Raw genomic sequence first — 13,884 nt, 5'->3', positions numbered from 1 at the left:
GGCCGATCCGGTGCTCGATCCGCATACCCTTGGCGAGCTTCTCGGCGCGCGGCCGGTCAAGCTGCCGTTGCGTCCCATCCGGGCGGCCGTCGCCGCGGCATGGCGGTTGCATTTGCTGCCGGCCAGCCCGACACTCGTCGACCTCGCGTTGAGCCTGCCCATCATGGACACGGCGCGGGCCCGCAGCGAAATGCAATGGAATCCGTCGCGGACGTCGCTGGATGCCATTCGCGAATTTCTCGACGGGCTGCGGCATCGCGGCGGGATGAACACGCCGCCACTGGACCCGAGCGCTGGCGGCAAGATCCGGGAAAAGGAAGTCGCCACCGGCGTCGGCCAGCGCGCGACACCCTAACGGCGCACCCGCTGCAGCCGCGCTTTGGCTTCCTTCACCAACTTCGCGGCGTCGCGGCTGGCTTGCTTGGCCTTGTCATAGGCGTTCTCGGCGGCCGCGAGCGCACGTTCGGCCTCACGCAGTCGGCTGAAGGCTTGGTCATGACGCAACCGCGCCGCGGCCAGCTCGCCTTGTCGCTCGGACAGCGCATCGTCGGCTTCGGCTCTGGCCCGCTCTGCTGCGGCTATCGCTGCCCGCAGTTTGTCTCGCTCGGTCTCAGCCTCATCCTTGGCCCGCGGCGGCGCCGTCTGCTGTGCTTTCTTTTTGTCGCGCCGATCGACCGTGACAAGTGGCGCTGCCTCGCCGAAGTCGGCGAAACCAGACCAGCTTTCCGCCTTGGCCAGCCGACCCAGTCTCGCCGTCACGTCAGGGTCTGCGACAGCCGCCTGAAGCGTCGCGGTGACGTCGTCATGCACGGCCGCCGACGGGTTCTTCAGACCGGCGGCCTCAAAGGCCCTTCGTGCGAGCCCGTCGACGAGCCTGCGTTGCTCCCCCGACAACTCGCGGATGAGCTCGCCGTCCATTGCGGCATGTGCGGCGCGCAGCCGGTCGCCAAGATCGGCGAGGCGCTGTTTGGTTTCCGGGTGACGAAGGGCAAGCCGATTGACCACCCACGCGGCGGTCGTCGGTTTGCGATTCGCCGAGATTCGTCGTGCGGCTGTGGTGTCGCCACGCTGCTTGGCTGCCGACGACAGCTTGGTGCGCAAGGCCGTGAACCGGTCCGGTTCGACCCAATAGAGTTCGTCGAGCTCGTCGCCGGCCATAACGCCATGATCCGCCACGCTTGGACCTGGCCGGCGCCCGAGCTCAGGTGGCTGCCGCGTCGGCCTCTTGGCCTGCGCCGTTGATGGCCAGCGATTCGTCCCACCCGTTCAACTGCGCCTCGCTCGGCTGGGGCTCCTCGAGGTCGTCGGGGCCGGTTATCGCGCGCAGGGTCGCGATTAGCTCCCGGATCTTCTCCGCTTCGGAGTCGGTCGGCGCTGCACCGGCCTCCAGGGCGTCGGGAAGATCGGGGCGAAGCCCCACACCGTTTGCTACCTCCAGAGCCGACAACTTGGCCCGAATGCGGGCGGCATATAGCTGTTGACCCAAACTCGATCCAGATGCTGCCGCCGCCCGGGCCATCAGATCGTCGTAGCGGCGCCGGACTTCGCTGAGGGCCACGATGACCGCGGACGTCGACCTGCTGTGGCTCGCTGCGTCGGTTAATGCCGCGCGCAGTTTTCGAAGCCCGGAAAGAACGATGTCGGCCCGCTTCTGGAACTTCTTGTCCTCCGGAAAGGGCAAAGAATCGATCGCGGCCCGATACATGTGCATCGCCGCTTCGGCGACATCGACAATCACTTGCGCTTCGCCATTGATCGGATCGAATTCACCCATGGATCCTCGATTCTGTGGTGGTGTCGCTTAGCCGCCCGGCGTGCCGAAGTCCCGCTATCACTGTGATGTTGAGAATCTCGGATAACCGGTGCGATGCACATTACATCGAAGCCGTTGGATTAACCGAAGCGGTCCTCGTCAGCCCGTGCTGCTCGGGCCGCTGCCTTTCGCCCGATAAGTCATCTTCTGCACAAAGTGCGAGACAATGGTCCGGTGGCCGATACCGGTGCCAGTCCGCGCGTGATAGCGATCGTCGTCTTCGACGGTGTGACGCTGTTGGACGTCGCCGGTCCGGCCGAGGTTTTCGTCGAGGCCAACCGGTTCGGTGCCAACTACCGGATCGAGATCGCATCAGTCGACGGCCGCGATGTGACGACGACGATCGGAACGGGTTTGGCTGTAACGCAACCTATTTCGTCAATCGAGTCCGCCGATACGGTCTTGGTCGCCGGTGGCGACAACCTGGTCGGACAGCCGATTGATCCGGCGCTGATCGACGCGGTCAAGTCCGTACCCACCAGAACCCGGCGCCTGGCGTCAATTTGCACCGGCTCGTTCATCCTCGCCCAGGCCGGCCTGCTCAGCGGCAAGCGCGCCACCACACATTGGCGAGATGCCCGGTTGTTTGCCCGAGCATTCCCCGATATCGCGGTCGAGCCGGACGCGATTTTCGTCCGCGACGGCAATGTCTTTACCTCGGCCGGGGTCTCGGCGGGTATCGACCTGGCACTGGCCCTCGTCGAACAGGACTACGGAACCAAGTTGGTCCGTGAGGTGGCGCGGTCACTGGTGGTCTATCTGAAACGCGCAGGTGGGCAATCACAATTCTCGGTGCTCGTCGAAAACGATCCACCACCGCAGTCGGCCTTGCGCCCGGTCACCGACGTGATCGCGGCTAATCCCGGGGCAGACCACAGCGTGAAAAGCCTTGCCGCCCAGGCATCGTTGAGTACGCGGCAGCTCACACGGCTGTTTCAGGCCGAGCTTGGGACTACACCGGCCCGCTACGTGGAAATGGTACGCATTGACGCTGCGCGGGCGGCGCTGGATGCCGGCCGCAGCGTCGCCGACACCGCACGCCTGGCCGGCTTCGGCAGCCCGGAAACGCTCAGGCGGGTATTCACCGCCCATCTGGGCGTCTCACCCAAGACCTACCGGGACAGGTTCCGCACCGCGGCGAGGTGAGCTGAAGCAACGTTGCGGCCGGCGCCCGCATGTCGCGCTAGCCGCTTAGCCGCGGGTGACGCTGCGTACCTCGATCTGACCGCCGGCGTCGCGGGCATCGAACGCGGGCTGGCTGACGGTTGCCGGGCCGCGAAGTAGGGTGCCGTCACGAATATCGAATTGGGAGCCGTGACACGAGCAGGTAATGACGTGGCCGTCGAGGTCGCCGTCGCTGAGCATGCAGCCGCGGTGCCCGCAGCGGTCGTGGATCGCATAGACCCGTCCGTCGTAGCGAGCCAGCATCACCGGTGTGCCGTCCGCGTCGGCGGACCGCACTTTCCCATCCGCCAGGTCGGCTCCGGTTCCTACGGCGGTCCAATCCTGCGGGCCACTGTCGAACGCGGTTTGGTTGACGCCGACACCGCGCACGTAGGCCATGTGGCCGCCCAAGTAGCCGCTGCCGCCGAGAACGCCGACGCCGGCCAGGGCGAGTAGCCGACCTTTTGCTCGCGCACCGCGCCAACGGGCGATGAGCGACGCAGAGTAGAGCAGCAACGCGGAGACGTTCGCTTGCGCGTGTACCAAACCGACGCGGCGGACTCCTTCGTCGGACAGCTCGGTGTCGGCCCAGTCGCTGAATCCAGTGACGGCTGTGGGTACCGCTGCTGCGATGCCCAGCATGATCAATCGCTGCGCGGCCCGGGCGCCGGCACGGGGCGCGATTATGTCCAACACCGACGCCGACAGAAATGAGCCGATCACCAGGTCGGTCAACGGCGGGTGCACTGGGTGCCCGAGCCAGGTTCCGCTGATTGCTTCTTTGAGCTTGTTGGCCGCGACGAGTTCGCGCACCTTCTTGGCAAGCGACTGCGCTGGCGCATCGAGGACGTCGGCGTTCTCAAGCGCGTCGATTAACGGTCGACCTGGTGTAGAAACGGACACGCTTCCAGCTGTACCCGTCCCGCTCGCCGTCCACACTTCTTGTCTGTCATGTGCTCAGCCGGCGATGCTTCCGCCGCCATCGATCCGAATGATTTGGCCGGTGATGTATCCAGCGTCCTCATCGAGCAGGAAACAGATCGCATGGGCGATCTCGGCTGGGCTAGCAACTCGTTGCAGCGGAATGCTTTGTAGCAAGCGGGTTTCGCGGTCTGACCCTACCGGGCTGCGTTGCCGATACATTTCTGTTTCGGTGGGCCCGGGCGCCACCGCGTTGACCGTGATGCCGGTTGCGGCCAGTTCCTTCGCCCAGATCCGGGTGCACGTCTCGAGCGCGGCCTTGGCTGCCGCGTACGGCGTGCGCTCGGGAGTGCCCAGCGTGGTCAGGCTTGTGACGTTGACGATGCGCCCCCACCCCTGTGCGCGCATGCCCGGCAAGGCGGCCTGAGCGACCTGCACCGCGGTGCGCACATTCAAGTCGTAGGTGTCAAACAGGTGATCCAGCTCGATCGAGCCGATGACGCCGAAGTGCGCGAAACCTACGTTGTTGACCACCGCATCGACGGTGCCCTCACCGACGATCGTTTCCAGCGTCGCAGCAGTGGCGCCCCGATCGGCGAGGTCAACTTCGTGAAACTCCCCTGGAAAATCCGCGGGAGCGTTCCGGGCAAGGCCAATCGGGTCATACCCGCCGGCGGCCAACCGGTCGGCGACTGTCCGTCCGATTCCTTTGGACGCACCCGTGATCAACACTCGTCGTGACACCATGAGCGTTTCCTTTCAACCACAATGCATTTGGCACATCACTGGCCAAGGTTCGGGCTTTCTATTCCGGCCAGCTGTTGCCCAGGATGAGGTCGACCATGTTGTCGCGGACGAACGTGGGGTCGTAGCGCTCGAGCACGTCGGCGTTCATGGTGCCGAATGTGGTTTGCGGGCGATGCTTCATGCCGTCGGTGAAGGCCTGCAGGATGCGTCGTTTGAAGTCGGGCCGTGGGTGTGCGGCGGTGACGGCTGCAATCACCTCTGGCGACAGCGCGTCACGGCCGATACCCACCACGTCGGTTTCGACACCGGCTGTCACCAAAGCGATTTCGGGCTCGAGGAACTGCGGCACACCCGGAGTGGTGTGCAACGCGATAGCGAGCCAAACCTTGCGGGCGTCGGCTTCTTCGACACCGTGCGCGAGCAGGAAGTCGCGTGCCGCATTGGCACCGTCGACCTCGAAGCGCAGCATCGACGTCCGATAGCGCGCGGTCAAGCCGAGGTCGTGGAACATCGCTGCGGCGTAGAGCAACTCCAGATCGGGCTCTAGCCCCAGGCGGCGGCCCTGCAGTGCGCCGAAAAGAAAAACCCGACGGGAATGGTCGAACAGTAAGTCGTCCTCGGCCTCGCGGATGAAGTCGGTGACGTCACGCACCAGCGGGGTATCGGGAACGACGATACCGGCGATGCTGTTGGTCGTTGGGCTGCTCACTTGCGGCTCCTTCGTTGACTGGCCACTGTGAAGCCAGTTTGCGCTGGGCCGAGGCTTCCCCGGCTGCGTCCGATGAGCCATCTTCCCCACAAAATGCGACACAATGGTTCGGCCAACAATCGCGACTGCAGAACTGAAGGACGCGGTGAGTATCGACTACGTGCGGGACGCCCACATCGTCACGATCACGATCAACCGGCCCGAGACGCGGAACTCGCTCGACATGGCGCATTTCCGCGACCTTGCCCACGCCTGGGCGGCTTTCCGTGATGACCCCGACGCGTGGGTCGCCGTCATCACGGGCGTCGGCCGCGACTTCTGTACCGGAGCCGATCTCAAGAAGTTCATCCCGGAATTGACCGGTGAACTTCCGCAACCCGACGGATGGGACGCGACCGACGCCATTCACGCCGTCTTGCACAGGTTCCCGGTGTACAAGCCGATCGTCGCGGCGGTGAATGGGGTCTGCGTTGCGGGCGGCTTGGAAATGTTGGGCGCCATCGATATTCGCGTCGCCGTGCCCGACGCACGGTTCGGCGTGCTCGAGCCCAAGCGCGGGCTGTTCGCCGGCGGCGGCAGCACAGTGCGGTTGCCGCGCCAGATCCCCTACGCGCTGGCGATGGAGTTACTGCTGACCGCTGACATGGTGGACGCCGAACGTGCGCTTGCGATGGGGCTGATCAACAAGGTCGTGCCTACCGACCAATTGATGGACACCGCCTACGACTACGCCGAGCGCATCGCGACCAACGCGCCGCTCGCCGTTTTTGCGACCAAGCAGTCAGCCGTCGAAGGGCTGGCGCTCGACCTGCAGTCTGCCTACGACAACGAGACCCGGCACAGCGACCGCATCTTCGCGACCGAGGATGCCAAGGAAGGCCCGCGCGCCTTCGCCGAGAAGCGACCACCGCAATGGCGGGCACGCTGAGTTCAGTTGAGCCCGTAGAAGCGCTGAGCGTTCAACCCGCCGATTTTCGCGCGCGCATCCTCGCTGATGTCGGTGCGGGTACGCAGGTGTTTGGTGCTTTCCGGCCACTCGCCGTCCCAGTGCGGGTAGTCGCTGGCGAACATGATGAAGTCCGATCCCAGCACGTCGATGACCCCCGGCAGGATCGGTTCTTCGGGTTCACAGGTCACCCATATGTTGCCGGCCTGCACGTATTCCTGCGGATCGCGCTGCCACCCCTGCTCGATCCAGTTCCCCCGTTTCTCGTAATGCTCGTGCAGCCGGTCGATGAAGAACGGCACCCAGCCCACGCCGGCCTCTAAAAACGCCACCCGCAGCCGGGGATGACGATCGAATACACCGCCGGAAACCAGTGCGGTCATCGCCGTCATCTGGTCGAACGGGAAGCTGATGCAGTGCACCTGGATGTAGTTGGTGAAGCGGTCGACGCCGATCTTCGGCAGATGGATACCGGGCGCGCCGTGAATGCCTAGCGGCATCTCCAGCTCCTCGGCGGCAGCGTAAAACGGGTCGAGGTCCGGATGGTCGAGGTTGCGGGTCTTCAGTGCCGGCGGAACGAGAGTCGCCACCAAGCCGAGCTCCTTCGCCTCCCGCATGACGTCGATCGCCACTTGTCCGTGTTCGATCGGGGTGACGGCGACGCCGCGCAGGCGGCCCTTCGACGGCGCGCAGTAGTCGGCGATCCACTGGTTGTACAGCCGTGCGAACCCGGCGGCGAACTGCGGATCTTCCAGGCTGGGCGCGCATAGGCCCAGGCTCGGATACAGCACCATAGTGTCGATGTGATCGCGATCGGCGTCGGTCAGCACGCCCTCGGTCGACCGGCAGTGGATGTCAGCGGCCTTGCTGATCCCATGCTCGGGCGGGCAACCGGCGCCGGGACCGCGGTCTTCGGGGTAATTGCGACCTTCGATCACCAGCCTCGGCGTCCCATCGTCGCTGGGATGGACATATTGCGGCCAGCGCTTGATCGCTTCCACCGCGAGGGAGGGGTTTTCGGCGACGTGTCCGTCGGCATCGATGATTCGCATCGTGAGCCCTGTCGACATTTCAGAGGTGCAAACGAGTATCTGCCAGTCGAAACACTAACGGGGTGATAAGCAGAAATCACCGAGCACAGTGAAATTCGGCTAGCGGCGACCCAAAGGACCCAAGGCAGGATGCCGAATCCAGCAGCGACCCATGTCAGGGAACCCATGAGTTCCCGCGTCCTGGCGTTACTGGCGGTGTTGGCGGTGCTGGCCGCGGGCTGCTCGGGCCGACCGGGTTCGATCGGTGCACCGGCACTGTCGAGCACCGCAGGAAAGAACACGCCGGCGCTGGCGCCGCCGGCCACACCGCATCAACGATCGGCCACAACCGACCGCCGCAACGTGTACGCCGGCGCCACGGCCGGTACCTTCGCGCCCGGCGTGGCCTCCGACCGTCCGCTGGTGTATGTCCCGCACAACCGCTCCGGCGACGTGTGGGAGATCGACCCGGTGACCTACGAAGTGGTCGGCAAATACCCGGTAGGACGCGAGATCCAGCACGTGGTGCCTGCACACGACATGCGCACCGTGTATGCCACCGACGACGTCGGCAACCAGATGCTGGCGCTCGACCCGCACACCGGGCAGGCGGGTCGCACCATCCCGATCGTCGACCCCTACAACCTGTACTTCACCCCCGACGGCCGCTTCGCGATTTCCGTGGCCGAGCGGCTGCGCTCACTGGTCTGGTACGACCCGGCCACCTGGCAGTTGCTCGATAAGACCCCGATCCCCGACTGTGCAGGCATCAACCACGCCGACTTCTCCGTCGACGGGCACACCGCGGTGTTCAGCTGCGAATTCGCCGGGCGGGTGGCGGTGGTCGACGTCAGTTCGCACCGAATGCTGCGCACGGTGGACATGCCGACACGCCACACCCACATGGGGCCGCAGGACATCCGGCTCGCCCCAGATGGCTCGGTTTACTTCATCGCCGACTGCGACGCGGATGGCGTGTGGGTACTCGACGGCGCCGCCACCAAGGTTCTGCGGTTCATTCCGACCGGCAAGGGGGCCCACGGGCTGTTTTTCTCCCGCGACGCCACTCGGCTCTTCGTGACCAATCGGTCCGACGGCTCGATCTCCGTGCTCGACGCCTACACGGGTGCACCGATCGCGCTGTGGCGCCTGCCGGGCGGCGGCAGCCCCGATATGGGCAACCTCACCGCCGACGGCAGCCAGTTCTGGGTGTCCGGGCGCTACAACAACGTGGTCTACGTCGTGTCGACCACCGATGGAGCATTGCTGCACACGATCAAGGTCGGCAACGAGCCGCACGGGTTGACGGTTTGGCCGCAGCCGGGCCACTACTCGCTGGGCCACACCGGAATCACTCGCTGACCGCTGCCCCGCGGCCACCAAGCATGGCAAAGTCGGCTCGGCCGACGCCTCCTGCGTGAAACACTCACGACATGGTGGTCGCGATTGCACGTCCCAAGCTGGAAGGCAACATCGCCGTCGGCGATGATCGTCAACTCGGGTTCGCCGAGTTCGGCGACCCGCAGGGACGGGCCGTCTTCTGGCTGCACGGCACCCCGGGCGCGCGCCGGCAGATTCCGACCGAGGCGCGGGTCTACGCCGAGGACAACAGCATCCGGCTGATCGGTGTCGACCGACCCGGAATCGGATCGTCGACGCCGTACCAGTACGACACCGTCGTCGCCTTCGCCGACGACCTGCGAACGATGGCCGACACGCTGGGGATCGACAAGATGGCGGTTGTGGGCCTATCCGGCGGTGGACCGTACGCGCTCGCCTGCGGGGCGGCGATGCCCGACCGTGCGGTGGCCGTCGGTGTGCTCGGTGGTGTCGCGCCGACGCAAGGCGCCGATGCTGTCCGTGGCGGAGTGATGACTCTGGGCACGCTGGTCGCACCGCTGCTCGAGCGGGTCGGACTGCCAATCCGATTGGCGGCCATCGCCTTGATCCGGATGATCAGGCCGGTGGCACCGATTGCGCTGCAACTGTATGCACGGATTTCACCCGAGGCTGATCGACGCCTACTGGTCCGCCCGGAGTTCAAAGCGATGTTCCTTGACGATCTGCTCAACGGCAGCCGCAAGCAGCTCGCCGCGCCGTTCGCCGACGTCGTGGTGTTCGCCCGTGACTGGGGGTTCCGGCTCGAGCAAGTCAAGGTGCCCGTGCGGTGGTGGCACGGCGACCGTGACCACATCGTCCCGTTCGCGCATGGTCAACACGTCGTCAGCAGGCTGCCCGACGCCGAGTTGTACCACCTGCCCGGCGAAAGCCATCTCGCCGGTTTGGGCCGCGCCGAGGAGATCCTGCGCACGATGATGGAGGTCTGGGACCATGCCGAACGAAAGTGATTCACGGCCTTCGATCCTGAGGCTACGTCGGCTGGCCACGCTCGCAGCCGTTGTGCCGATTGCCGTTGCCGCCGGTGGCGGTCTCGCCCATGCCCAGGCGCCCGCGCCGGGTGATCCCTGCCCCACCTTGCACGCGACCACCCAAGACGACAACGGCCGAACCATGTGGTGCAATCCGACGATGACCGGTAACCACAGCTTGGTGTGGCAGTACGGCGGACCCGCCTAGACATCTTGACAACCCCATCTCAGATCGGCCGAAGCCAGCGGCTTACCGCCGATCAGCGAAATTCGTTCGTCGCCGCCCTCTTGGGCTGGACTATGGACGCGTTCGACTACTTCGTCGTCGTTCTGGTGTACGCCGACATTGCAAAGACCTTCCACCACAGCAAGACCGAAGTCGCGTTCATCACCACCGCCACATTGATGATGCGGCCGGTGGGCGCCTTGGTGTTCGGGCTGTGGGCCGATCGAGTGGGTCGCCGGCTGCCGCTCATGGTGGATGTGGCGTGCTATTCCCTGGTCGGTTTCCTGTGCGCTTTCGCGCCGAATTTCACCGTGCTCGTGATCCTGCGGTTGCTCTACGGCATCGGGATGGGTGGTGAGTGGGGGCTGGGCGCTGCGTTGGCGATGGAGAAGATTCCAGCCGAGCGCCGTGGCTTTTTCTCCGGCGTGCTGCAGGAGGGCTACCTCTATGGCTATCTGCTGGCGACGCTTGCGTCGCTGCTGGTGATGAACGTTCTGGGACTGTCATGGCGCTGGCTGTTCGGTCTGAGCATCCTTCCCGCCCTGATCAGCCTCGTCATCCGCTACCGGGTGACTGAATCCGAGGTGTGGGAAACCACGCAGGATCGAATGAGACTGAGCCACACCAAGGTTCGCGACGTGCTGCGCGACGTCAAGATGGTTCGCCTGTTCATCTACTTGGTGCTGCTGATGACCGCGTTCAACTGGATGAGCCACGGCACCCAAGACGTCTACCCGACGTTTCTGTCGGCGGCGTCCAACCACGGAGCTGGCCTGGGCAGCGCGACGGCCAAGTGGATCGTGGTGGTCTATAGCATCGGCGGCATTCTCGGCGGGATGGTCTTCGGTACGCTCTCGCAGCGGCTCGGCCGCTGCCGCACCATCGTCTGGTGTGCGCTTCTCGGGCTGCCGATCGTGCCGCTATTCGCCTACTCGCGCACGGCTGCGCTGTTGTGCCTGGGCTCGTTTTTGATGCAAGTCGTCGTGCAAGGGGCGTGGGGCGTTATTCCCGCACACCTGACCGAGATGTCGCCAGACGCCATCCGCGGCCTGTACCCCGGTGTGACGTACCAGCTGGGCAATCTGCTGGCAGCCTTCAATCTGCCTATCCAGGAACGGCTGGCCAGTTCCCACGGCTACCCGTTTGCGTTGGCCGCGACGATCGTGCCGGTGCTGATCGCGGTCGCGTTGCTGTCGCTGATCGGCAAGGACGCCACCGGAATCCGCTTTGGCACCAGGCAAACAGCTTGTGCTCCAACAGCGTTCAAGTAGCGTCAGTAAGCGCTCGCCGCAGCAGATGCAGCGCCACGGTGGTCGAGCGCTCGCGAATGTCCGCCCGGTTGCCGGGAAGCCGTAGCGTGCGGGTGATCGACGGGCCGTCGGCCAGCATCACGCTGAAGCACACGGTCCCGACGGGCTTGTCCTCAGTGCCGCCGCCGGGCCCGGCGATTCCGGTGGTCGCGATCGCAGTGTCTGCGTCGAACTTTCGCAATGCGCCCGCGGCCATCGCCTCGGCCACCGGCTCGGACACCGCCCCGTGCGCCTCGATCAGGCTCGAATCCACGCCCAGCAGCGCGACTTTCGCCTCGTTGGCATAGGCGACAACTCCGCCTGCGACATAGGACGACGAACCGGGCCGATCGGTCAATCGTGCCGCCACCAGGCCGGCGGTGCAGGACTCCGCCGTCGCGATTCGGCGCCCGTTTAGCAGCTGCGCCAGCTGATCATCGACGTTGGAGCCGTCCTCGGAGTAGATGTGATGCCCGTGGCGCTCCCGCAGCAACTCGACCAGCCGCTTGTACACGTCGCCCGCATCGGGCTCGTAGCGGGTGACCATTTCGATCTCGCCGCGCCGCAAGCACGTGGTGATTTCGAGCGCCTCAAAGCGCGGGATGTGCTTCTCGGCGTCGCGCAGCGTCTCGGCGAGCCCCGACTCGGGCAAGCCGAACATCCGCACGGTCTCCTGCGTGTAGGTGGTTCGGCCAGCGATCGCCTCCTGCACGGCGGGAATCTGCATCGCGGTCCGCCACATCGGCTGCAGCTCGCGCGGTGGTCCCGGCAGCACGAGGACGGTCGGTTTCCCGGGCACGATGACGCCGGGCGCGGTGCCGACCGGGTCGATGACCTGTGCTCCAGTCGGGACCATGGCCTGTTTGCGGTTCGCGACGCGGACCGCCTCGAAGTCGAGGTCGGTGAACGTCGAGCTGAGGGATTTGAGGATGGCGGCGATCTTGGCCTCGAGCTCGACGTGGAGCACCAGCTCCCGGCCGCAGAAGCGGGCCACGGTCTCGACGGTCATATCGTCCGCGGTCGGCCCCAGCCCGCCGCTGGTGACGATCAGGTCCACATCCTGGTCGGCCATGAAGCGCAGCTGCGCCTCGATATCGCTGCGCCGGTCACCGCAGATCGTGATGTGCGCCAGTTCGACGCCCAGCTCCAAAAGCCGATCAGCGATCCAGGGACCGTTGCGGTCTTGGACCCGGCCCGTCAAAACCTCGGTTCCGGTAATCACGATGCCTGCGCGTGCGCTCACCGGTATGACATTACGCAGCTGCTGTGTTGATTAGCCTGTGGCAGTGGCGCAGCTTCCGCGGACCCGCTACGCCAAGTGCGGCGATCTGGACATCGCCTACCAGGTGTTTGGCGATGGGCCGGTTGACCTGCTCGTGCTACCGGGTCCGTCGATCCCGATCGACACGATCGACGCAGAGCCGTCGATGTACCGCTTCCATCGGCGCCTGGCCGTGTTCAACCGGGTGATCCGGTTCGATCTGCGCGGTATGGGCCTGTCGTCGCACGTGTCCTCGCTGGACATGCTGGGACCGAAGTTTTGGGCCGAGGATGCGATCGCGGTCATGGACGCCGTCGGCTGTACGCAAGCCGCGATATTCGCGCCGAGCTTCAACGCGATGATCGGACTGGTGCTGGCCGCCGACTATCCCGAGCGGGTGCGCAGCTTGGTGATCGTCAACGGCGCCGCGCGGGTGCTGCGGGCGCCCGACTATCCGATCGGCGCCGATCCGGACAACGCCGCTCAGTTCGGCACGGTCGGGATCGAACCGGATGCAATCGACCAAGGATTTGACGTTTTGCGAATCGTCGCGCCGAGCGTCGCCCGGGACGAGGCGTTCCGCGCATGGTGGGATATGGCCGGCAACCGGGCGGCGTCGCCGAGCATGGCCCGGGCCGCCACCAAGGTGGTGAGCGAAGCCGACGTCCGCGACACGCTCGTACGCATCTCGGCGCCGACGCTGATCCTGCACCGCGCCGACGTCGACTTCATGCCCGTTGGTCACGGTCGGTACCTCGCCGAGCACATCGCCGGGTCACGGTATGTGGAGTTGCCCGGCGTGGATTCGTTGTACTGGGTCGGCGACACCGCGCCGATGCTCGAAGAGATCGAGGAATTCATCACCGGTGTGCGTGGCGGCTACGACGCCGAGCGGGTGCTCACCACCATCGTGTTCACCGACATCGTCGGCTCAACCGAGCGCGCCGCAGCGCTCGGCGACGACCGGTGGCGAGACCTGCTCGACAACCACGACACCATCATCCGCCATCAGCTCGGCCGCTTCGGCGGTCGCGAGGTCAACACTGCCGGCGACGGATTCGTGGCCACATTCAGCAGCCCGAGTGCCGCCATTGAGTGCGCCGACGCGATTGTCGATGCGGTGCGTGTGCTCGGAATCGAGGTGCGCGTGGGTATTCACGCCGGCGAGGTCGAGGTGCGCGGCACTGATGTCGCCGGCTTGGCCGTGCACATCTGTGCCCGGGTCGCGGCACTTGCTGGCCCGAGCGAAGTGCTGGTGTCGTCGACGTTGCGCGACATCGTCACCGGCTCGCGGCGCAGATTCGCCGACCGCGGTGAGCACGAACTCAAAGGCGTGCCGGGCCGTTGGCAGCTGTGTGCGTTAGCGCGCGACGAGGCGACGGTCGGGCGGTAGTCGGAGGCGTCGGCT

14 protein-coding genes and 1 pseudogene are annotated in these 13,884 nt (G+C 65.5%); 8 read left to right on the top strand and 7 right to left on the bottom strand.

The features are described 5' to 3' along the window. Positions 1–355 (top strand): annotated as a pseudogene (locus VFA16_RS21800) (NAD-dependent epimerase); the annotation flags it as partial. On the opposite strand, the gene VFA16_RS21795 reads toward VFA16_RS21800, so the two are convergent. Both VFA16_RS21795 and VFA16_RS21790 read right to left on the bottom strand, forming a co-directional pair. Continuing rightward, entirely contained in the window at positions 352–1,158 is an 807-nt protein-coding gene (locus VFA16_RS21795) for a hypothetical protein (RefSeq protein ID WP_324969832.1), read from the bottom strand. The pseudogene VFA16_RS21800 and the gene VFA16_RS21795 sit on opposite strands and share 4 nt — an antisense overlap. Before the next feature lie 43 nt (positions 1,159–1,201). Then, the gene (locus VFA16_RS21790; protein ID WP_324969831.1) at positions 1,202–1,774 is read right to left on the bottom strand and encodes an XRE family transcriptional regulator; all 573 of its coding nucleotides are present in this window, start codon (positions 1,772–1,774) and stop codon (positions 1,202–1,204) included. A 240-nt stretch (positions 1,775–2,014) separates the two neighbouring features. Here VFA16_RS21790 and VFA16_RS21785 point away from each other — a divergent pair, with 240 nt between their 5' ends. After that, positions 2,015–2,959: a GlxA family transcriptional regulator gene (locus tag VFA16_RS21785; protein WP_414687784.1), complete on the top strand. Its 945-nt coding sequence runs from the start codon at positions 2,015–2,017 to the stop codon at positions 2,957–2,959. A 45-nt stretch (positions 2,960–3,004) separates the two neighbouring features. On the opposite strand, the gene VFA16_RS21780 is transcribed toward VFA16_RS21785, so the two are convergent. Genes VFA16_RS21780 through VFA16_RS21770 form a run of 3 tightly spaced genes read right to left on the bottom strand, consistent with a single transcriptional unit; the run spans position 3,005 to position 5,354 of the window. Continuing rightward, positions 3,005–3,880, bottom strand: a complete 876-nt coding sequence (locus VFA16_RS21780) for a Rieske 2Fe-2S domain-containing protein (protein ID WP_324969829.1) — start codon at positions 3,878–3,880, stop codon at positions 3,005–3,007. A gap of 54 nt (positions 3,881–3,934) precedes the next feature. After that, complete coding sequence (locus VFA16_RS21775; RefSeq protein ID WP_324969828.1) at positions 3,935–4,645, bottom strand: SDR family oxidoreductase; 711 nt, start codon at positions 4,643–4,645, stop codon at positions 3,935–3,937. Positions 4,646–4,703: 58 nt separating this feature from the next. Then, the gene (locus VFA16_RS21770; protein ID WP_324969827.1) at positions 4,704–5,354 is read right to left on the bottom strand and encodes an HD domain-containing protein; all 651 of its coding nucleotides are present in this window, start codon (positions 5,352–5,354) and stop codon (positions 4,704–4,706) included. A 145-nt stretch (positions 5,355–5,499) separates the two neighbouring features. Between VFA16_RS21770 and VFA16_RS21765 the strand changes: the two genes are divergently transcribed. Then, on the top strand, positions 5,500–6,282 hold the full coding sequence (locus VFA16_RS21765; protein ID WP_324969826.1) for an enoyl-CoA hydratase/isomerase family protein: 783 nt from the start codon (positions 5,500–5,502) through the stop codon (positions 6,280–6,282). Positions 6,283–6,284: 2 nt separating this feature from the next. Here VFA16_RS21765 and VFA16_RS21760 read toward each other — a convergent pair whose 3' ends face one another. Then, positions 6,285–7,352, bottom strand: coding sequence for an amidohydrolase family protein (locus tag VFA16_RS21760; protein ID WP_324969824.1), 1,068 nt, complete (start codon positions 7,350–7,352; stop codon positions 6,285–6,287). Between the two features lie 165 nt (positions 7,353–7,517). On the opposite strand from VFA16_RS21760, the gene VFA16_RS21755 reads away from it, so the two are divergent. The 4 genes from VFA16_RS21755 (at position 7,518) to VFA16_RS21740 (ending at position 11,197) form a co-directional block, all read left to right on the top strand. Beyond that, on the top strand, positions 7,518–8,693 hold the full coding sequence (locus VFA16_RS21755) for a hypothetical protein (protein ID WP_324969823.1): 1,176 nt from the start codon (positions 7,518–7,520) through the stop codon (positions 8,691–8,693). A gap of 71 nt (positions 8,694–8,764) precedes the next feature. Next, the gene (locus tag VFA16_RS21750; protein WP_324969822.1) at positions 8,765–9,679 is read left to right on the top strand and encodes an alpha/beta hydrolase; all 915 of its coding nucleotides are present in this window, start codon (positions 8,765–8,767) and stop codon (positions 9,677–9,679) included. Beyond that, a complete protein-coding gene (locus VFA16_RS21745) occupies positions 9,663–9,908 on the top strand; it encodes a hypothetical protein (protein WP_324969821.1) in 246 nt (81 codons plus the stop codon). Before VFA16_RS21750 ends, VFA16_RS21745 begins: the two co-directional genes overlap by 17 nt. A gap of 23 nt (positions 9,909–9,931) precedes the next feature. After that, complete coding sequence (locus VFA16_RS21740; RefSeq protein WP_324969834.1) at positions 9,932–11,197, top strand: MFS transporter; 1,266 nt, start codon at positions 9,932–9,934, stop codon at positions 11,195–11,197. On the opposite strand, the gene VFA16_RS21735 is transcribed toward VFA16_RS21740, so the two are convergent. Beyond that, entirely contained in the window at positions 11,190–12,464 is a 1,275-nt protein-coding gene (locus VFA16_RS21735; protein ID WP_324969833.1) for a competence/damage-inducible protein A, read from the bottom strand. The genes VFA16_RS21740 and VFA16_RS21735 overlap by 8 nt on opposite strands. Positions 12,465–12,501: 37 nt before the next feature. Here VFA16_RS21735 and VFA16_RS21730 point away from each other — a divergent pair, with 37 nt between their 5' ends. Then, positions 12,502–13,869 carry an adenylate/guanylate cyclase domain-containing protein gene (locus VFA16_RS21730; protein ID WP_324969820.1) on the top strand — a complete coding sequence of 456 codons (1,368 nt, stop codon included), beginning with the start codon at positions 12,502–12,504 and terminating at the stop codon, positions 13,867–13,869. The last annotated feature ends 15 nt before the right edge of the window (positions 13,870–13,884 follow it).

It is taken from the genome of Mycobacterium sp., assembly GCF_035653355.1.
Lineage (GTDB): Bacteria > Actinomycetota > Actinomycetes > Mycobacteriales > Mycobacteriaceae > Mycobacterium.
The sequence above is the reverse complement of the archived record's forward strand: the minus strand, read 5'-3'. Positions and strand labels throughout refer to the sequence as shown.